The 19,534-nt window shown below is 63.4% G+C and carries 21 protein-coding genes; 4 read left to right on the top strand and 17 right to left on the bottom strand.

The window, feature by feature from the left end; genetic code table 11:
- Nucleotides 1-16 precede the first annotated feature (16 nt).
- Nucleotides 17-715 carry a polysaccharide biosynthesis/export family protein gene (locus ACZYTC_RS24235; RefSeq protein ID WP_441773618.1) on the bottom strand — a complete coding sequence of 233 codons (699 nt, stop codon included), beginning with the start codon at nt 713-715 and terminating at the stop codon, nt 17-19.
- Between the two features lie 102 nt (nt 716-817).
- Here ACZYTC_RS24235 and ACZYTC_RS24240 point away from each other — a divergent pair, with 102 nt between their 5' ends.
- The 3 genes from ACZYTC_RS24240 (at nt 818) to ACZYTC_RS24250 (ending at nt 4,522) form a co-directional block, all read left to right on the top strand.
- Nucleotides 818-1,564 carry a metallophosphoesterase family protein gene (locus ACZYTC_RS24240; RefSeq protein WP_434961036.1) on the top strand — a complete coding sequence of 249 codons (747 nt, stop codon included), beginning with the start codon at nt 818-820 and terminating at the stop codon, nt 1,562-1,564.
- A 246-nt stretch (nt 1,565-1,810) separates the two neighbouring features.
- On the top strand, nt 1,811-3,250 hold the full coding sequence (locus tag ACZYTC_RS24245) for a sugar transferase (protein WP_434961035.1): 1,440 nt from the start codon (nt 1,811-1,813) through the stop codon (nt 3,248-3,250).
- 21 nt (nt 3,251-3,271) lie between these two features.
- Nucleotides 3,272-4,522, top strand: a complete 1,251-nt coding sequence (locus tag ACZYTC_RS24250) for a glycosyltransferase family 4 protein (RefSeq protein WP_488990747.1) — start codon at nt 3,272-3,274, stop codon at nt 4,520-4,522.
- Nucleotides 4,523-4,609: 87 nt separating this feature from the next.
- Here the strand turns inward: ACZYTC_RS24250 and ACZYTC_RS24255 are convergent, their stop codons facing one another.
- Entirely contained in the window at nt 4,610-5,548 is a 939-nt protein-coding gene (locus ACZYTC_RS24255) for an AEC family transporter (RefSeq protein ID WP_488990748.1), read from the bottom strand.
- Between the two features lie 92 nt (nt 5,549-5,640).
- Here ACZYTC_RS24255 and ACZYTC_RS24260 point away from each other — a divergent pair, with 92 nt between their 5' ends.
- Nucleotides 5,641-6,558 (top strand): LysR family transcriptional regulator, encoded by a 918-nt coding sequence (locus tag ACZYTC_RS24260; protein ID WP_488990749.1) that lies wholly within the window; start codon nt 5,641-5,643, stop codon nt 6,556-6,558.
- 68 nt (nt 6,559-6,626) lie between these two features.
- On the opposite strand, the gene ureG is transcribed toward ACZYTC_RS24260, so the two are convergent.
- The 15 genes from ureG to ACZYTC_RS24335 form a co-directional block, all read right to left on the bottom strand.
- Nucleotides 6,627-7,280: an urease accessory protein UreG gene (gene ureG / locus ACZYTC_RS24265; RefSeq protein WP_434961031.1), complete on the bottom strand. Its 654-nt coding sequence runs from the start codon at nt 7,278-7,280 to the stop codon at nt 6,627-6,629.
- Complete coding sequence (locus ACZYTC_RS24270) at nt 7,277-7,966, bottom strand: urease accessory protein UreF (protein ID WP_488990922.1); 690 nt, start codon at nt 7,964-7,966, stop codon at nt 7,277-7,279. The genes ureG and ACZYTC_RS24270 overlap by 4 nt, the downstream gene beginning before the upstream one ends.
- Nucleotides 7,923-8,390, bottom strand: a complete 468-nt coding sequence (locus tag ACZYTC_RS24275) for an urease accessory protein UreE (RefSeq protein ID WP_441773624.1) — start codon at nt 8,388-8,390, stop codon at nt 7,923-7,925. Before ACZYTC_RS24275 ends, ACZYTC_RS24270 begins: the two co-directional genes overlap by 44 nt.
- 2 nt (nt 8,391-8,392) lie before the next feature.
- Nucleotides 8,393-10,105: an urease subunit alpha gene (gene ureC, locus ACZYTC_RS24280; RefSeq protein ID WP_488990750.1), complete on the bottom strand. Its 1,713-nt coding sequence runs from the start codon at nt 10,103-10,105 to the stop codon at nt 8,393-8,395.
- On the bottom strand, nt 10,105-10,410 hold the full coding sequence (locus ACZYTC_RS24285; protein WP_441773626.1) for an urease subunit beta: 306 nt from the start codon (nt 10,408-10,410) through the stop codon (nt 10,105-10,107). Before ACZYTC_RS24285 ends, ureC begins: the two co-directional genes overlap by 1 nt.
- 3 nt (nt 10,411-10,413) lie before the next feature.
- The gene (locus ACZYTC_RS24290) at nt 10,414-11,010 is read right to left on the bottom strand and encodes a HupE/UreJ family protein (protein ID WP_488990751.1); all 597 of its coding nucleotides are present in this window, start codon (nt 11,008-11,010) and stop codon (nt 10,414-10,416) included.
- Between the two features lie 33 nt (nt 11,011-11,043).
- Entirely contained in the window at nt 11,044-11,346 is a 303-nt protein-coding gene (locus ACZYTC_RS24295; RefSeq protein WP_434961026.1) for an urease subunit gamma, read from the bottom strand.
- A gap of 14 nt (nt 11,347-11,360) precedes the next feature.
- Entirely contained in the window at nt 11,361-12,203 is an 843-nt protein-coding gene (locus ACZYTC_RS24300) for an urease accessory protein UreD (RefSeq protein ID WP_488990752.1), read from the bottom strand.
- On the bottom strand, nt 12,178-12,873 hold the full coding sequence (gene urtE, locus ACZYTC_RS24305) for an urea ABC transporter ATP-binding subunit UrtE (protein ID WP_488990923.1): 696 nt from the start codon (nt 12,871-12,873) through the stop codon (nt 12,178-12,180). The genes ACZYTC_RS24300 and urtE overlap by 26 nt, the downstream gene beginning before the upstream one ends.
- A gap of 9 nt (nt 12,874-12,882) precedes the next feature.
- The gene (gene urtD, locus ACZYTC_RS24310) at nt 12,883-13,632 is read right to left on the bottom strand and encodes an urea ABC transporter ATP-binding protein UrtD (RefSeq protein WP_434961024.1); all 750 of its coding nucleotides are present in this window, start codon (nt 13,630-13,632) and stop codon (nt 12,883-12,885) included.
- Nucleotides 13,629-14,792: an urea ABC transporter permease subunit UrtC gene (gene urtC, locus ACZYTC_RS24315; RefSeq protein WP_488990924.1), complete on the bottom strand. Its 1,164-nt coding sequence runs from the start codon at nt 14,790-14,792 to the stop codon at nt 13,629-13,631. The genes urtD and urtC overlap by 4 nt, the downstream gene beginning before the upstream one ends.
- The gene (gene urtB / locus ACZYTC_RS24320) at nt 14,792-16,360 is read right to left on the bottom strand and encodes an urea ABC transporter permease subunit UrtB (RefSeq protein WP_488990753.1); all 1,569 of its coding nucleotides are present in this window, start codon (nt 16,358-16,360) and stop codon (nt 14,792-14,794) included. Before urtB ends, urtC begins: the two co-directional genes overlap by 1 nt.
- 98 nt (nt 16,361-16,458) lie before the next feature.
- Entirely contained in the window at nt 16,459-17,706 is a 1,248-nt protein-coding gene (gene urtA / locus ACZYTC_RS24325) for an urea ABC transporter substrate-binding protein (RefSeq protein WP_434961366.1), read from the bottom strand.
- Nucleotides 17,707-18,030: 324 nt separating this feature from the next.
- A complete protein-coding gene (locus ACZYTC_RS24330) occupies nt 18,031-19,221 on the bottom strand; it encodes a UxaA family hydrolase (RefSeq protein WP_441773630.1) in 1,191 nt (396 codons plus the stop codon).
- Nucleotides 19,221-19,529, bottom strand: a complete 309-nt coding sequence (locus tag ACZYTC_RS24335) for a UxaA family hydrolase (RefSeq protein ID WP_441773631.1) — start codon at nt 19,527-19,529, stop codon at nt 19,221-19,223. Before ACZYTC_RS24335 ends, ACZYTC_RS24330 begins: the two co-directional genes overlap by 1 nt.
- Nucleotides 19,530-19,534 lie beyond the last annotated feature (5 nt).

The following is a 19,534-nucleotide window of genomic DNA, read 5'->3' on the forward strand; positions in this document are numbered from 1 at the left end:
ACTAAAGCGTTTTACTCTAGAAGTAGCGCATGGGAACGCGGATGAGATCGCCCGGCAGAACGGGAATGTTCGACGAAATCGGGTATTTCTTGAATCCGCTTTCACCCACATGCTGAATGTCGATGGTGGACGTACTTGCCCTGTAGGTGGTTCCGCCGGCTACAGCCAGGGCGCTCATGATATTCAGGCCGCTCTTGTAATCGTACTCCCCGGGTTTGTTGACTTCCCCCAGAATGTAAAAGGGCCTGAAGCTGGCCAGGTCCACGGTGACCTTCGGGTCGCGCAGATACTCGCCGCTGAATTTGGTGGCGAGCGTCTTTTCCATCTGCTGCTTGCTCAGGCCCGCTGCCTTCACGGTACCGGCGAGTGGCAGGGACACGAAGCCAGCTGGATCGACCTGGTATTCCCCCGTAAGACGGTCCTCGCCGAAGACAGTGACCCTGATCTTGTCGCCGGCCTGGATATTCGGAGCTGCGACCGCCGTTTTCTGGATAAGGGCTTCCTGGTCGGCTTTCGAAGCGACGCCAACGGTGTCGTTCGCGCATGATGCAAGCAGTAGGCAGAAAACCAGGACGAGCGCCGAACACTGCCTCGATTGAATACCCATACGCGACACCCACAACCCCTCGCGCCTGAGATCGGATACGTAGACGCCGTAACGATAGGCGTAAGTGTGTTTTTTTGTCCAATAATTTCTCCGGTTTTCCTCGTGCATTATTTCGTTTCGTTAATGAACAAATTCATCTGGCTGATGAAGAAGGGTGTTGATAGCTCAAGCATCAAGGGTAATCTTAACGCTGTTTGGTTATAACTCGTAATGTTGATGATGGCGTTGCCAGAGGGGGAAGGTGTGTCGACTATCCCGCCTGGAACGAGAATTTACGCCGTTGGCGACATTCACGGCCGCCGGGATCTGCTGTTGCGGATGGACCAACGGATTTTGGCTGACCTCGAGGGCGGTATCACCGAACCTCTCGTGATTTTTCTGGGAGATTATGTCGACAGAGGCCCTGAATCTGCCGGTGTGATCGAGCACTTGTCCTCGTGCCGGTTCGGCGTCCCCATCAAGGCCTTGCGTGGCAATCACGAGGATTTGCTGTTGTCCTTTCTCGATGATCCCTCGGTTCTCGATAGCTGGCGTGGCCTCGGTGGCTTGGAAACGCTGCACTCCTATGGGGTCGACGTCAGTGAGGCCTTGCGCGGACGCGGCTACCGCCAGGCACGCGAACAATTTGAACGAAAACTGCCCCCCGCCCATCGGCGATTCCTGCAAGACACCGTTCTAAGCCATGCATGCGGGGATTATTTCTTCTGCCATGCCGGCGTGAAGCCACATGTTGCCCTTGATCGCCAGGCAGGCGGAGACCTCCTATGGATCCGGGACGAGTTTTTGAAGTTCGAGGGCAGCTTCGGCAAGATCGTGGTGCACGGCCATTCACCCGTCTCCCAGCCGGAAACGCACGCCAATCGGATCAATGTCGATACCGGCGCCTTTGCTACTTCCCGCCTCACCGCAGTCGTGTTGGAAGAAGCCGGGCGACGCTTCCTGAGTGCCACGCCATGAGGAGCAGCGGAGCCGATTGTCCAGGATCATGGCTCAGGACCGTAGCTTGGGAACCGCGACGTTTCTTCGCGATCACCCCGCAACTGTCGGCTGTGTTTCTGGGTTGGCCGCTTGACGTTGTTGTGGCCATATCTATTCTGGACCTGTAAGGAGCGTTGAATGCGGTCCCGAATCCCGACGTCATATAGTCCGCGTAAAATACGTCTATCGCTTTTCGACGTATTGTGGGTGATTGCAGCGCCGTTATTGACTCTGGCATTGCGAGATGTCGACCTTCTCGCCTGGCCGAATATGCCGTTCGACCTACCGGGGCCCTATCTTTTCGTTTTCGTTACGATCGCATTCGCAATCCCGGCCCTGCTCATCTTTCGCGCCGGGGATGCAATCCAGAATACCTTTTCGGTCCCCGATCTCTATGCGATCTGCGCGGTGATCGCGTTGACGATCAGCGCCAGTGCCTTGCTTCTTTTCATGCTCACGCGGCTCGATGGCATACCACGGTCGACCCCTATCATCTACTCGCTCGTTCTCGGCGCAGGCCTGGCAGGGGGGCGGGCCTTCTCGAGGCTTGTCTCTCATGAGCGGGCCAGGGTCAGCGCCAAGCGCAATATCACCGATCTTCGCAAGGTCATCCTTGTCGGCACGGACCAGTTCGCGTGGCTCGTGATCAAGCTCATCGAGAGCCAATCGCCTGTCACCACGCAAATCATGTCGGTTCTCGACGAGGGGCCGTCGGCGACGGGAAGGTCGCTCAATGGCGTGCACGTGGCCGGGCGGGTCGGTGATCTCGGGCGGATCGTCGACGAATATGCGCTGCATGGCGTGACCATCGAGGCCGTGTGGCTGTCCATGGAACCCGAGCAACTGGACACGGCCAGCCTTCGCTTCATCACGGATGAATGTGATCGTCGAGGCATTGCGCTCAAGAGCGTCGCACAGGCGCTCGAACTCATGCCCAAGGCTTCCGCGCGGCGGGCACAGGCATTGCCGACGGTCGTGGCTCGCGAGGCGGCGGCGGACCCTGCGGCCGGATTGCCACGCTATTTCGGTGTGAAGCGCGTCATCGATATCGTGGCTTCGGTTATACTCATGGTACTGCTGGCCCCTGTCTGGCTGCTGGTTGCAGCTCTCGTGCTTTTCGACGTCGGGCGTCCCCTGCATTTCTGGCAGCAGCGGGTAGGGCGTAGCGGTAGGCATTTCTTCATCTACAAGTTCCGCACCTATCACGCCCCCTATGATGCCAAGGGGCACGTGGTTCCCGGGGCCGAGCGTCTCTCGCCGATCGGTCGGCTCATCCGCAAGATGCGCCTCGACGAGATCCCGCAATTGTTGAACGTCCTCGCCGGCGAGATGTCCTTGATCGGCCCGCGCCCCCTTCTGCCGGCAGACCAACCTGCCAATCCCGGGCTCCGCCTGGCCGTACGGCCAGGCATCAGTGGCTGGGCGCAAGTCAATGGCGGCAATCTCGTGACCAGCGAGGAGAAGGACGCACTCGATGAATATTACATCGACAACGCATCCCTCGGGCTGGATCTGAAAATCGCCGTCATGACCATGATGTTCGTGTTCGGCGGCGAAAGGAGGGGAATTGCCGCGCTCAGTCGCGCCATGGCCGCACGCAGGGGCAGAAAGGCCCCGGCTCGGGGCCTGGCGGAGCAGCACTCTCCTCCGAACTATCGACGCTGACCGGGACGGCAGCGATCCAGCATGGCTTTGAAACAGCGCCGCGTTTTCCTGGTCAATCGCTATTTCCATCCCGATACGTCCGCGACCAGCCAAATCGCCTCCGATCTGGCGGCCTTCCTTGCCGAGCAGGGTTGGGACGTGACCGCCCTTACCGGTGCTGGCCGCTATGACGAACCCGCCCGCAGGCTGGATCCGGATGCGGCATTGCCCGGTGTTTCAATCTATCGTGTCGGTCCGGTGGTGGAAGCGGGCTCATCGCTCCTCAGACGGGCTGCCCTTGCCATGGCTGTTCACGCGACTCTGGCCTGGGAGCTTTTGCGACGCGCACGGGCTGGCGATATCGTTGTGGTCAAGACCGATCCGCCGCTGCTGAGCGTTTCGCTGCTGCCCATCATTGCGGTGAAGCGCCTCCGGCAGATCAACTGGCTGCAAGACGTGTATCCGGAAGTCGCAGCAGAGCTTGGCGTGAAGGCCGGCCAGGGGGTCTTGGGGGGCATCCTGCGCTGGCTGCGCAACGTCAGTCTTCGCCGTGCGGCCGTGAATGTAGCGGTTGGCGAAAGGATGAAGGCGATGATCGCCGGATTCGGCGTACCGACCGCCAGGGTCACGGCGATTTGCAACTGGTGCGATGACCAGCACATCGTGCCGGCTGGCCCTGAGCCCAACCGCTTACGCCGTGACTGGGGCCTACAGGACAAGTTCGTGATCGGCTATTCGGGCAATCTCGGCCGGGCGCATGAGGTCGATACCCTGATCGGCGCCGCGCGCCTGCTTCGAGACGAGCCCGGGATCGCGTTCCTGTTCATCGGGGATGGCTATCTCACCTCTTATCTCAAGCGGGCCGTTGCCGACCAAGGGCTGGACCGGATGTTTCGATTTCTGCCCTATCAGGACGCCGGCACATTGCCACAGTCCCTGACGGTGCCGGATATTCACTGGCTATCGCTCAATCCACGCCTGGAAGGTCTGATCGTGCCGAGCAAGTTCTACGGCATCGCTGCAGCCGGAAAGCCCATGATTGCAGTCATGGCGCCGGACGGCGAAATTTCCGACCTGATCCACCGGTTCGATTGTGGTGCCGTCATCACGCCCGGCGACAGCGCGGGTTTTGCGAAAGTCGTCCGCGAATGGCGCCATCGGCCTGAGCTTTTGGTGCAGAAGGGGCGCAATGCGCGTGCCTTGATCGAGAGCGGATTTGACCGTGTTTCCTGCCTGCGCCGCTGGCAGGCGCTATTGTCGTCCATGGGAAGCCCGCCAGAGGCCAAGCGCTGATTGGCGAGCTCCGGTCAAGGGAGAGTGGGCGCTGTCGGTGGACAGGCGCGCGGGTTCGCCGAGTGACGGTGTCGATACGGCCTTAGCTTACCCTGATACCGCAAGGTACAAAGAAAGCGTCACGATGGACAAGGCCGTCGTTGCCAGCACCACACGGCTAGTGACCAGGGCTTGGCGGCCATAGAATTCGGCCAGCATGAAGGGGCCCGTGCCGGTCGGAAGGGCTGCGATAAGGACGGCGATGCGGACCGCATCCGGTTCCAGGCCGAGGATGGGCCCGGCAATCACCCAGGTTGCGACGGGGTGAGCCACCAGCTTCAGCCCGATCAGCAAGGCCTCTACCTTGCGTCCGGCCTCGGCGCCTTTTCCGGCATTGTCCGCCAGGAAAAGGCCGAGCGCAATGAGTGCGCATGGCGAGGCGGCACCGCCGAGCAATTTGAGAAATTGATCGAGTGTCTGAGGAAGTGGCCAACCCGCAACCATCACCACCGCCCCCAGGGCCGGCGCGACCAGCAATGGATTCTTGATCAGCGCGAGCAGCGTCTTCCACGCGATATCCCTTCGGCGCGCCTGGGCCTGAAGGCTGGCCTCGATCAGGACGATGGCAACGGCAAACAGCGCGCAGACAGTCACGATCGTCGCGACCAGGGTTGGAGCCATACCGGATTGGCCGATGACGGCAAGGACCAGTGGGAACCCCATGAAGCCGGTATTGGCGTAACCGGCATTGAGGCCGTCTATCGCCGCATCCGCCAGATGGCTGCCCTGTCTCAGGCGGATCCACAATGCAACGGAGAAGATGAGCACGCAGCCCAGGGCAAAAGCCAGAATGAAGCCGGGCTGCCAGATCTGGACCGGGTCTGCGTTGGCCATGATGTCGAACAACAGGGCAGGCAGCGCGAGATAGACAACGAGCCGGTTCACCTCGCGCGTGGCATGCGGGCCAAGCGCATTGCACCGCCGCGCAAGCCAGCCGGCGAGGATCAGCGCGAAGACAGGCAGGACGATGAGGAGATTGGAAAGCATGGCACGCCGATTGTGGTGTCGCCTTTCATAAAAGAGACGATCGATATAATCCAATCCAATGCGAAGCTATTATCCATGCATTGGAGGTATTGATGGATTCCCGGCAGATGCGGTATTTCGTGGCTCTCGCCGAGACCCTTCACTTCGGCCGGGCAGCTGCGCGAATGCATATGACCCAGCCGCCTTTCAGCCGGCAGATCGCCAATCTGGAGCGCGAACTCGGCGTGCAGTTGGTCGACCGAAACTCGCGCCACGTCACTCTGACCCAGGCGGGGGAAAGATTTCTGGCGGATTCCCGTATGGTGCTGGCCCAGTTCGAGGATGCCTGCCGCGATGCAAGGCTGGTTGCGGAAGGCCAGAAGGGCGAGCTGCGCCTGGGCTTCATGATGCATGCCGCCCATCGCATCGTGCCACAGATCGTCAGTTGCTACGCCGGGCTGAGACCGGACATTCGGATCGTCCTCCTGGAGACGACGCCTGCCGATATCGAGCACAGGCTTCTCGGCGGCGAACTCGACGCGGCCATTACCTTTGCCGGCCGGCCATTTCCGCAGTTGCGGACCGTGCCTGTTATCACGGACCATCTGTGCCTGATCGTTCCGAGGGAGCATCCCTTGGCCGGGCGGGACCGCATCACTCCTCACGATCTGGAAACGGAGGACTTGATCGCTGCGCCCGCAACCGTGGCGCCCACGCTGCGCGAGGCCATCGCGGGTTACTTCGAGAAGGCTGGCATCGTTCCGCGATTTCGCTACGAACCACAGTTGCAGCACACCATCGTCCGGCTCGTGGCGGCACGATTGGGCGTGGCTCTGGTGCCGGCGTCGATATGCGACGAGGCGGCTGTGGATGTCATACCGAGATCGCTCGCGGCTGCGCCGACATTGAGGGTCGTTCTCTCGGTTCCGGGTGAATCCCGCAATCCGGCCGTTGCGCCCTTGATCGATATCGTCCGAGATTGGAAAGGGTCGCCAGCTGGCAAAAGGCCGGCAACCCGATTGGAGCGCTGAAGGACGCGGTAGGAAACGGCCGGATGCCTGGCACGGCCTTGCAACCGGCATCTGTCATGTCGAGCGACCTATGCCGTCAGGCCGCCTTGCTGTTCGATGAAGGCGACGATGTCGGCGAGCCCAACGCGCCGGCGCATATCGGTGAACACGAAGGGCCGCTTGCCGCGCTGCTTCTCGGTATCGGCGCGCATGATGTCGAGATCGGCGCCGACATGGGGGGCGAGGTCCATCTTGTTGATGATCAGGAGATCGGAGCGGGTGATGCCGGGGCCGCCTTTGCGCGGGATCTTCTCGCCCGCCGCGACGTCGATGACGTAGAGCGTGAGATCGGCGAGGTCCGGCGAAAAGGTTGCAGCCAGATTGTCGCCTCCGGATTCGATGAAGACCACGTCGAGATCGGGAAAACGCCGGCGCATTTCGGCGATCGCCGACAGGTTGATCGAAGCGTCCTCGCGGATGGCGGTGTGGGGACAACCACCAGTCTCGACCCCGATGATGCGGTCCTGGGGAAGCGCCTGCACCCGGTTGAGGATGAGCTCGTCTTCCTTGGTGAAGATGTCGTTGGTGACTACGGCGACCGAATAGCTTTCGCGCATCGCCTTGCACAGCATTTCGGTCAGGGTGGTCTTGCCGGCGCCGACCGGGCCGCCGATGCCCACGCGCAAAGGGCCGTGGTTTGAATGGGGACCTGGACTGACATGAGAGCCTGGGCTGGAAGTCATGAGCGGAAGATCCTCGAATATTGGGTTTCGTGCCGCATCGAGACGATGTCGGACATCAGGGTGCAGGCACCGAGGTCATCGAGCATCGCAAGCGAGGCGCGCTTTGCGGTGGCCAGGATGACCGGCTCGAAGGCCGCGAGCGCCAGCACCCCGTCGCGCTGACCGAGCGGGACCAGCCGGATGGCAGCCTGGATCAGATTGGCGGTAAAGGCGTGAAGGAAGCCGGCCAGCGCGTTTTCGAGCCCGATGCCATGGCGCGCGGCCACCCGGCCGATGGCGACGGCATAGGGCATCGGTTCGGGGGGCTCCCCGGTCCAGTGCGCGACGGCTTGCGCGAAAGCCTCGCCCTGCAGTGTGGTTTCGCGATGGCGCTCGCGCGTGCCGGCCATAGCCTCGGCGAGCTCCGCGATATCGGCGCAACTCTCTCCGCGGGAGGTCAAGCGCCAGGCCTGCGCCGAGAGGACGGCATCGTTCCAGCCGGAACCGGCCTGGATGATTGTTGTCAGCCAATCGACCAGCGTGGAGCGATCCTCGATCAACCCGTCATGGACAGCCCGTTCCAGGCCGTGGCTGTAGGCGAAGGCGCCGACGGGAAAGGCCGGCGACAGCCAGCTCAAAAGCCGGACGAGATGCGCCGTCCTATCATTCATGACCGTGCCCATGGCTGTGATGGTGGCCGTGCCCATGCGCATGGTAGGCGCCGTGCACGGGCTGGAAGGCTGCGACCACCTCCCGGACTTCGGCCCCGAGGCCCTCCAACATGGCCCGGATCACGCGATCGCGTTCGATCAGGATGACATCGGCGCCGATTTCGGCAGCGAGATGGCGGTTGCCGAGATGCCAGGCGAGATGGGCGAGCGGGCATTGCCGGCCGGGCCTGACCTCGTAGAGCGCTTCCGGGGAGGCGAGGATGGTGATGGTACGTCCGTCTTCCAGCACCAGGGCATCGCCGCTGGCGAGCAGCACCGCTTCGGGCAGGTCGATCATGACGATATCGCCCTGATCGGTGACGAGGCGCTTGCGGCGCAGATGACGGCCCCTGTGATCGAGCGTGATGGTGCCGACGGGGAGCCGGCTGTCGTGATGGCAGTGGGAAGTGGCGTGCAGCATGGTCAAAACAGGAAATAACGTTGGGCCATTGGCAATTCTGCCGCCGGCGGACAGGTCAGGAGTTCGCCATCGGCGCGGACTTCGTAGGTTTCGGGATCGACTTCCATGTGCGGCAGCGCATCGTTCAGGACCATGGAGCGCTTGGAAATGCCGCCGCGCGTGTTCTCCACCGCCGCCATCGGCTTGGCGACGCCGAGCCGCTCCCTCAGGCCGCTGGCGAGCGCGGCTTTGCTGACGAATGTCAAGGAAGACGCCGCCGGCCCACCACCGAAACTGCCGAACATCGGGCGGTAATGCATCGGCTGCGGCGTCGGAATCGAGGCATTGGGATCGCCCATCGGGGCCGCGGCGATCGTGCCGCCGACCAGTACCATGTCCGGCTTGACCGCGAAGAAGGCCGGATTCCACAAGACGAGATCCGCGCGCTTGCCGATCTCGATGGAGCCGACATAGGCCGACAATCCCTGCGCGATGGCGGGGTTGATGGTGTATTTGGCGATATAGCGGCGCACCCTGAGATTGTCGTTGTCGCCGCTCTCGGCGGGCAGGCGGCCGCGTTGCAGCTTCATCTTATGCGCCGTCTGCCAGGTGCGGATCAGGACCTCGCCGACGCGGCCCATCGCCTGGCTGTCGGAAGAAATGATGGAGAAGGCACCGATGTCGTGAAGGATGTCCTCCGCTGCGATGGTTTCCTTGCGGATGCGGCTTTCGGCGAAGGCGATGTCCTCTGCGATCGCCGGCGACAGGTGATGGCAGACCATCAGCATGTCCAGATGTTCGGCGATGGTGTTCTTCGTATAGGGCCGGGTCGGGTTGGTCGAGGACGGCAGCACATTGGGCAGGCCGCACACCTTGATGATGTCCGGCGCATGGCCGCCACCGGCGCCTTCGGTGTGAAAGGCGTGGATGGTACGCCCCTTGAAGGCGGCGACCGTGTCCTCCACGAAGCCGCTCTCGTTGAGCGTGTCGGTGTGGATCATCACCTGAACGTCGTATTCGTCGGCCACGCTGAGGCAGTTGTCGATGGTGGCCGGTGTCGTACCCCAGTCCTCGTGCAGTTTGAGCGAGCAGGCACCGCCTTCGATCATCTCGACCAGGGCGTCCGGCTGGGAGGTATTGCCCTTGCCGGATAGCCCCAGATTGATCGGGAAGGCGTCGAAAGAGCGTATCATGCGGGCCAGGTGCCACGGTCCAGGCGTGCAGGTGGTGGCGAGCGTGCCGTGGGCGGGGCCCGTGCCTCCGCCCAGCATGGTGGTGACGCCCGACATCAGGGCTTCCTCGATCTGCTGCGGGCAGATGAAATGGATATGGGCGTCGACGCCGCCCGCGGTGAGGATCTTGCCCTCGCCGGCAATGATCTCCGTGCCGGGGCCGATGACGATGGTGATGCCGGGCTGGATGTCGGGATTGCCGGCCTTGCCGATCGCGGTAATCAGGCCGTCCCTCAGGCCGACATCGGCCTTGACGATGCCCCAATGATCGATGATCAGCGCATTGGTGATGACGGTATCGACCGCGCCCGCGGCGCGGCTCGCCTGGCTCTGGCCCATGCCGTCCCGGATCACCTTGCCGCCGCCGAATTTCACCTCCTCGCCGGGAATGGTGAAGTCCTTCTCGACCTCGATGAAAAGCTCGGTATCGGCAAGCCTGACGCGATCACCGACGGTCGGCCCATACATCTGCGCATAGGCGGCGCGTGAAAGAGAAGTGGCCATCACAGCGCTCCCATGATCTTGCCTTGAAAGCCGAAGATCTGACGCCTGCCGCCGATCGCGATCAGCCGCACCTGCCGCTGCTGCCCGGGCTCGAAGCGAACAGCCGTGCCGGCGGGAATGTCGAGCCGCATGCCGCGCGCCGCGTCGCGGTCGAACAGGAGCGCCGCATTGACTTCGAAGAAATGATAGTGGGAGCCGACCTGGATCGGCCGGTCGCCTGAATTGGCGACGACGAGAACGGTCGCCTCCGCGCCGGCGTTCAACACGATATCGCCAGCCATCGGCATGACTTCGCCCGGGATCATGGTCTAGCCTCCCACGATCAAAGCGAGACCGGCGAGGGCAGTCACTCCCCCGGCAAATTGCGTGGCAAACTTGCCGGCCCGGTCACCCGCGATACGGGCGATCCCCGGTCCGAGCAGGATGCCGGCCGCATGCAGCAAGGCCGTCGCCAGGGCAAAGCCGACCAGGAAGGACGTGGCGCTGGCATTGCCCAACTCGCCGCCATGGGCGAAGCCATGGAACAGGGCAAAGAACCCCACCACGACCATGCCGATGGGCGTCGGCACCTTGAACGCCATCATGGCCAGCAGGCCGAGCACCACGACCGAGGCTGATATCGCCGGCTCGATGAAGGGCAAGGGCATGCCGCCAAGGGCTGCGGCAAAGCCGGCCATCATGACGATGACGAAGGTTGTCGGGACCGCCCACAACGCGCGCCCGCCGAGCAGGGCAGCCCAAAGGCCCACGCCGACCATCGCCAGCACGTGGTCCGCGCCTGAAAGCGGATGCAGGAAGCCGGTGGAGAAGGAGGCATGTTCGGCCGGGTTGAGATGGGCCAGGGCCGGCGTTGCGCCGAGCATGGCGCCAGGCACGGCGGCGAATGCGACGAGATATTTCTTCATGGTCGTTCCTTGGCAGCCTCTAGAGCAAAGCGCTTATCGGATGGGTTCGTGCACGGTGACCAGCTTGGTTCCGTCCGGAAAGGTCGCTTCCACCTGCACGTCGTGGATCATCTCGGCGATACCCGGCATGACCTGCTCGCGCGTCAGCACATGTGCGCCCGCTTCCATGAGTTCGGCGACCGAGCGGCCATCCCGCGCGCCCTCGACCACGAAGTCGGTGATGAGGGCGATCGCCTCGGGGTGATTGAGCTTGACGCCGCGTTCGAGGCGCCGGCGGGCAACTATCGCCGCCATGGCAATGAGGAGCTTGTCTTTTTCGCGGGGCGTGAGGTTCATGCGAGTTCCGAAGGTTAGAGGTGCCACACTTTCGGCAGCGGGCGGTCGGCGAGCAGATAAGAAAGGACGGGCTCGAGGCGATGTCGGAGCGCCAGGCTGTCCTGGGCCAGGAGGCGCACCACGAGCTTGCCGCCCCAGGCGCTGGCACCGCCATGGCCGCCGATGATCTCGCGCACCCGTTCGATTCGTTCCTCCGGGTCCGGGCAAACGGCGAGAACCGTGGCCATGGCCTGCTGCCCGCCCAACGCCGCGGCAGTGGCAAGGCGCCCGGCGATATCGCCCTCGATGCGGAAATCCTCCGCGAAGATCAGCCTGCCGTTGCGGCGGATGCGCCAACGATCGCGCAAGACACCGCTGCGGACGACTTCGCCCATGGCGGCGCGCCCGAACAGCACCGCCTCGACGGCGAGAAGTTCGGCGCCATCGGCCAGATCGGCCTCGAGGCAGCGGACAAGACGGCCGCCATCGAACAGAATGGTTTCCTGCGGCAGCCAGGCGAGGCGAGCGCCGGCCTCGACGACCAGCCGGTTGACCACCACCGCATCCTCGCCCGTCGAGCGGTAGATGCGTTCGCAGGCCTGGGTGGTGATGGTGGCCGAGCATGCCTGCCGTGCCACGATTTCGAAGGAGAGATCGTCGCCGCCGGTCAGGCCGCCAGCCGTGTTGATGAGGATCGCCTCTGGCTCCGCGCCGGGCAGCGGTCGCGGCAACCGCGCCTTGGCGCATCCTTCCTGATAGAGGGTCTCGAGCCTGGTGGCCCCGGCGCGTCGGCGAAAGGCCAGGCGCGCGACTCCCTCGGCCCGTTCGAGACGGAGCGGAGCCTTCCTGAGGTCAGAGCAGGAGATGTCGGCGTACATCGGGCTTGTCCAGGTCGCCGGCGTCGCCGGAAAAGACGATCTCGCCGCGATCCATGATGACGACACGATCGGCGAGTTCGCGGGCGAAATCGAGATATTGCTCGACCAGAAGGATGGTCATGCCCATCTTATCGCGCAGGAATGCGATGGCCCGGCCGATATCCTTGATCACGGAGGGTTGGATCCCTTCCGTCGGCTCGTCGAGCAGCAAAAGCTTGGGCCGGGTCACCAGCGCCCTGCCGATGGCAAGCTGCTGCTGCTGGCCACCTGAAAGGTCGCCGCCCCGGCGCTGCAGCATCTGTGCGAGCACCGGGAACAGGTCGAATATATGGGTTGGAATGCTGCGATCGGCTCGTTTAAGCGGAGCAAAGCCGGTCTGCAGATTCTCCTTCACCGTCAGCAGGGGAAAGATCTCGCGGCCCTGGGGCACGAGGGCGATGCCGAGCCTGGCCCTGTCATGGGCGGGGCTGCGGCCGAGTACTTTGCCCTCGAAGCTGATGGAACCGGCGCTCGACCGATGCTGCCCGGCGATGGTGCGCATCAGGCTGGTCTTGCCGACCCCATTGCGGCCGAGAATACAGGTGACCTTGCCGGCCTCGGCTTGCAAGGACACGCCGCGCAGCGCCTGGGCCGCGCCGTAATGCAGGGTCAGATCCCTGACGGACAGCATCATGACCCTCTATCTCCCCAGATAGACTTCGACGACCCGCGGATCCGCCGAGACATGGTCGAACCGCCCCTCCGACAACACGCTGCCCTCGTGCAGGCAGGTCACCTTCACCCCGAGTTCGCGTATGAAATGCATGTCGTGCTCGACAACGACCACCGAATGCGAGCGGGCGATCTGCCTGAGGAGGTCACCGGTCTGCGCCGTTTCGGCGTCGGTCATGCCGGCTACGGGCTCGTCGATGAGCAGGAGCTTGGGGTTCTGGGCCAGCAGCATGCCGATCTCCAGCCATTGCTTCTGGCCGTGCGACAGCCCGGCCGCCTTGTCGCCCCGCCGCTGTTCGAGACGGACGGTGGCGAGGATCTCGTCGATGCGCTCCGCCTCGGATCGCGAGCGCTGGTCGAACAGGGCAGCGAAGATGCCGCGCCTGCCCTTGAGCGAGAGGGCGATATTGTCCTCGACCGTATGGGTCTCGAACACGGTCGGCTTCTGGAACTTGCGGCCGATGCCGAGATTGGCGATGTCCGTTTCATCGAGCTTGGTCAAATCATGTTCGCCGTCGAAGAAGACCTCGCCGGTATCGGGACGGGTCTTGCCGGTGATGATGTCCATCATCGTGGTCTTGCCGGCCCCGTTCGGACCAATGATGGCGCGCATCTCGCCAGGTTCCAGGATGAGCGAGAGATTGTTGATGGCCTTGAAGCCGTCAAAGCTGACGCTGACGCCGTCGAGATAGAGAATGCTTTGCGGTTGCTGGCTCATGAGGCCGCTTCCTCCGCGGCTTCGCTTTGGGCGGGCGCAAGCGCCTTGCTCGCGGGGGCCTTGCGAGCGGACCAGGATCGACGCCAATGCGCGAAGGCGCCGACCAGGCCCTTCGGCAGCAGGAGAGGCATGGCGACGAACAGGGCGCCGAGGGCGAACAGCCACAAATCGGGCAGGGCGGCGGTGAACCAGCTCTTGGCCCAGTTAACGCTCACTGCGCCGACTACCGGCCCGATCAGGGTGCCGCGGCCGCCGATGGCGGTCCAGATCACCACTTCGATCGAATTGGCCGGCGAGAACTCGCCGGGGTTGATGATGCCAACCTGCGGGACATAGAGCGCGCCGGCGATGCCGGCCATCACCGCCGAGAAGGTGAAGGCGAACAGCTTGATGTTCTCCGGCCGCCAGCCGAGAAAGCGGGAGCGATATTCGGCATCGCGCACGGCGACCATGAGCTTGCCGAGCTTGGAGGCGGTGATCATGGCAGTGAGCGCGACGAACAAGGCCAGCATCAGGGCGCTGGCGGCGAACAGGGCCGCGCGCGTGCCCGGCGCCTGCAGGGAAAAGCCGAGCAGATCCTTGAAATCCGTCAGCCCGTTATTGCCGCCGAAGCCCATGTCGTTGCGGAAAAAGGCAAGCATGAGGGCATAGGTCATCGCCTGGGTGATGATCGATAGATAGACGCCGTTGACGCGGCTGCGGAAGGCGAACCAGCCGAAAGCGAAGGCGAGCAGGCCGGGTACGGCCATCGCCATCAGTGCGGCGAACCAGAACCGGTCGAAGCCGTACCAGAACCAGGGCAGTTCCTGCCAGTTCAGGAACACCATGAAGTCGGGCAGGACGGGATTGCCATAGACGCCGCGATCGCCGATCCCGCGCATCAGATACATGCCCATGGCATACCCGCCCAGCGCGAAGAAGGCGCCGTGGCCGAGCGATAGAAGGCCGCAATAGCCCCAGACGAGGTCGAGGGAGAGGGCGAGCAGGGCGTAGTTGAGATATTTGCCGAGCAACGCCACGAGATAGGCGGGAACGTGGAAGGCGTTGTCTGCCGGTACCGCCAGGTGAAGGACCGGCACCAGCACGGCCGCCGCCACGAGAAGGGCAACGAGGATGGAGAGGCGACGGTCGAGCCCGTTCTTGAGCAGGGTTGCGAGGATCATGCTTCCACCGCCCGTCCCCTCTGCGCGAACAGGCCACGCGGGCGCTTCTGGATGAAGAGGATGATGAAGACGAGCACGATGATCTTGCCCAGGACCGCGCCGGCATAGGGTTCGAGGAATTTGTTGGCGATGCCGAGCGTCAGTGCGCCCACGAGCGTGCCCCACAGATTGCCGACGCCGCCGAACACCACGACCATGAAGGAATCGATGATGTAGCCTTGCCCCAGATTGGGCGAGACATTGCCGATCTGGCTGAGGGCGACGCCGGCGATGCCGGCAATGCCGGAGCCGAGGCCGAAGGTCAGTGCGTCGATCTTCGGCGTGCGGATGCCCATCGAGGAGGCCATGCGCCGGTTCTGGGTGACGGCACGCATCTGCAAGCCCCAGCGGGTGCGATTGAGGATGAGGCGCAGGGCGATGAACACGGCGATCGAGAAGGCGAAGATCCACAGCCGGTTGGCGGTGATGTTCAGTTCGCCCACGCTGAAGCTGCCGGACATCCAGCCGGGATTGGAGACCTCGCGATTTGTCGGCCCGAAGATCACGCGCACGCCCTGCTGCAGGATCAGCGAAACGCCCCAGGTCGCCAGCAGGGTTTCGAGCGGCCGGTCGTAGAGAAAGCGGATGATGCCGCGCTCGATGACGACGCCGACGGCGCCGGCGACCAGAAAAGCCAGGGGCAGGGCGATCAGCAGGGATATGTCGATGAGACCAGGCGCATAGGCGCGCACCGCCTCCTGCACGACGAAGGTGGTGTAGGCGCCGATCATCACCATCTCGCCATGCGCCATGTTGATGACGCCGAGCACGCCGAAGGTGATGGCAAGGCCGATGGCGGCCAGCAGGAGCACCGAGGCCAGCGAGACGCCGTACCAGACGTTCTCCACCAGATCCCACATTTTCAAGCGCGCATCGATGGCGCGGATACCGGCGGTGGCCTCGTCCTTCAAGGTTCCGTCGGCACCGGCCTCGAAGCGGCCGAGCAGCGTGGCGGCTTCACGTGTGCCGAGAGAGGCGACGAGCCCGATGGCCGCGCTCTTGTCGGCCTGGGGCCTGTCGGAGAACAAGGTCGCGGCAGCGCGCGCGGTCTCCAACCGGGTCTTGACGGTGGCATCGGTCTCCTTGCCGATGGCGTTGTCGAGGGCCGTGAGCGCGCTGGGATCAGGGGTCTGGATCAGGGTAGCGGCGGCCGTGAGACGCGCCGCCTTGTCGCTGGAAGCGAGCGTAAGCGAGCCGCTCGCCTCCCTTATCGCCCGCCTGATGGCGTTGTTGACGTTGATCCTGACGAGTTCGCCCTTGCCTGCGGTCCCCTGTCCCGTACCGGTGACCGGATCGGCGACCGCAAGCGGATCGCCGGTACCCGAGGCGATCAGGATCGCCTTGTCGGATTGGCGCCAGTAGAGGTTGCCGTCCGCCAGCGCCGCGAGCGGACGGGCTGCCAGAGCGTCGCCGCTCCCGGCCAGGTCGCGCACCACGGCCTCGACCTGCTGGAAATTTCCTGCGCCGGCCAGCTTGGCAAGGCTGGCCCGTATGCCGGCTTCATCGGCATGGACGAGGCCGGGCATGAGGAGGCAGACCCACAGGGCCAGGATGAGGAAACGACACCCACACATGGCGGAGCGCAACCGGAGACGGGAGGGTTTGCGAGATAGCATGCCAGCGCCTAGTTCGTGCCCTGGCCGCCGCACTTGCCGGTGGCGACGTTGAAATTGCCGCAGGAAAGCGGCTTGCGCCAATCGGCGATCAGGTCCTTGGAATCAGGCAGGTAATCGGACCATTCATCGCCCACCAGCAGCCCCGAACTCTGCCAGACGGTCTGCATCTGGCCGTCGGCCTGGATCTCGCCGATCAGCACCGGCTTGGTGATGTGATGATTGGGCATCATGGTCGAATAGCTGCCCGAAAGGTTGGGCACCGATACGCCGACGATGGCGTCGATCACCGCGTCGGGATCGGTGGTGCCAGCTTTCTCCACCGCCTTCACCCACATGTTGAAGCCGATATAATGCGCTTCCATCGGATCGTTGGTGACGCGCTTGTCATTCTTGGTGAAGGCGCGCCAGGTCTTGATGAACTGGGCATTGGCCGGGGTATCGACCGACTGGAAATAGTTCCAGGCGGTGAGGTGCCCGACCAGCGGCCCGGTGTCGAGGCCGGCCAGTTCCTCCTCGCCCACCGAAAAGGCCACGACCGGAATGTCCTCGGCCTTGATGCCCTGATTGGCGAGTTCCTTGTAGAAGGGCACGTTGGCATCGCCGTTGATGGTGGAGATGACGGCGGTCTTCTTGCCGGCCGAACCGAATTTCTTGATGTCGGAAACGATGGTCTGCCAGTCCGACTGGCCGAACGGCGTGTAGTTGACCATGATGTCGTCCTTGGCCACGCCCTTGGACTGCAGATAGGCCTGCAGGATCTTGTTGGTGGTCTGGGGGTAGACGTAATCCGTCCCCGCCAGCACCCAGCGCTTCACGCCTTCCTGCTGCATCAGATAGTCGACGGCCGGGATGGCCTGCTGGTTCGGCGCCGCGCCGGTGTAGAAGACGTTGCGCTCGCTCTCCTGGCCCTCATATTGCACTGGGTAGAACAGCAGGCCGTCGAGCTCCTTGAACACGGGCAGGACGGATTTGCGGCTGACCGAGGTCCAGCAGCCGAATACCGCCGCCACCTTGTCCTTGCCGAGAAGATCCCGGGCCTTCTCGGCGAAAAGCGGCCAGTTCGAGGCGGGATCGACCACCACGGCTTCCAATTTGTGCCCGAGCACGCCGCCTTTCTTGTTCTGCTCTTCGATCAGCATCAGCATGGCGTCCTTGAGCGTGGTCTCGGAAATCGCCATGGTGCCGGACAGCGAATGCAGGATGCCGATCTTGATGGTGCCTTCTTCGGCCCTGGCAGCACCGCAGATGATCAACATCGCGGCAATGCCGCCCGACAGGCTATGACCAAGTCTTCCAAGCTTCGACATGACGCCTTCCCCTTGCTTCTTGTTGGATCCCGTGGGGCTCCTGCAAGCGGCGTGCCAATCGGGCGAAAGACCGTTCTCGGAAGGCACCGGGCGTGGCGATCGGGTTTTCGGGGCTGGCAGGTGGGGCTGGCGCCCATCGGTGATGGGGCGAAATTTTATGCATGCCTAACGATTAGGCGAATTGCTGCCTTTGGAAGCTCACCTCCTGGGTCGGGTGTTGTCGTATGGAATGCTCGTAAGCTGTGTCCGCCCGTGCGGGACCGGTCGAAGGTTTCATCGGATAGGCAGGCAAGCCGGACCGATCGGCTCGAAGGCCTTGTAGGTGAGAATGAATTCCTGATGGCCGAGCGCTTCCGATTTCGTCATCGCGCCCGCCGCCACGTCCTGGATCAGTGCGAGGATTTCGTCGCCGACCTCGTCCAGCGAGGCGCGCCCTTCCAGGATACGGCCGGCATCGACATCCATGTCTTCGGCGAGGCGTCGATAGGTATCGGGATTGGCGCAAATCTTGATGACTGGTGACAGCGCCGAGCCGGAGACGGAGCCGCGTCCTGTGATGAAGAGCACGAGGTGAGACCCCGAGGCGATCAGCTCGACGATCTCCGCATTGTCGGAAATATTGGGAAAGCCGAACCGCACCGGTCCGTCAGGCACGACGTCCATCAGATAGAGCCCGCCACGAGGAGGGACATCGCCCGGCTTGATCAGGCCCGAGATGGGCGAGGAGCCCGACTTGGCGTAGGCCCCCATCGATTTTTCCTCGATGGTGGACAGGCCCCCATCCGCGTTGCCCGGTGCGAAACTGCCATAGCCGAGCGTGGCGTAATACTGCGCCGCCTTCGCCACGGCCCCGCGCAAGGCATCGCCGAGGGCCGGCGTCACGGCGCGCGCGGCCATGATCTCCTCGCAGCCGATGAGTTCGCCCGTCTCCTCGAAGATGCAGGTGGCACCGGCCTTGACCAGCCGATCGAAGGCGCGTCCGGCCGCGGGATTGCCGGTCAGGCCGCTGGTGCCGTCCGAGCCGCCGCAAACCGTGCCGATGACCAACTCGTCGAGAGCCATGGGAACGGTGGGTTGGCCTGCCAATATGTCCACCTGCCGTGCGACCCAGGCACGCCCGGCCTCGAGCGTGCTGCGCGTGCCGCCGCTGGTCTGGATGGTCAGCGTCTCCACCGGCCTGCCGCTCGACGCGATTGTCTCGGCAAGCGCATATTTGTTGAAGCTCTCGCAGCCCAGCGACAGCAGCAGCACGGCGCCGACATTGGGATGGGTGCAAAGCTGCTCCATCATGCGCTGGGCATAGGCGTTGGGAAAGCAGCCCGGAAAGCCGATCAGGTGAACGGGCTGGTCGGGAAAGCGCTGCACGATTTCCCGTGCCACATGATGAGCGCATTCCACCAGATAGGCGACCGCGACGACATTGCGGATGCCTTTGCGCCCGTCACTGCGAAGATAGCCTTTCATCACTCTGCCTCTGTCGCTGGCGAGCCGATGACGTGGGTCGCCGTATAGTCGCTCTTTATATTGTGGAGATGCACATGTTCGCCCGGCGCAATGGGCCGGATGGCCGAGCCGATCGGCGCACCGTATTTCATGATCTTCTCGCCTGGCGCGATGACGCGACAGGCGATCTTGTGGCCGCGCTGCACCGCCTCGGCCAGCGTAAACGCCTGCCCGTCCAGTATCAGCACGGCCTTGGCTTCAAGGCCTTCACGCGCCACGACGACATTGTCGAGCGGCGAGAGGTGGAGGAGGCGAGGGTCCAACTGCATGGTTG

The sequence above is a fragment of the Labrys sp. F242 genome (genome assembly GCF_057813875.1).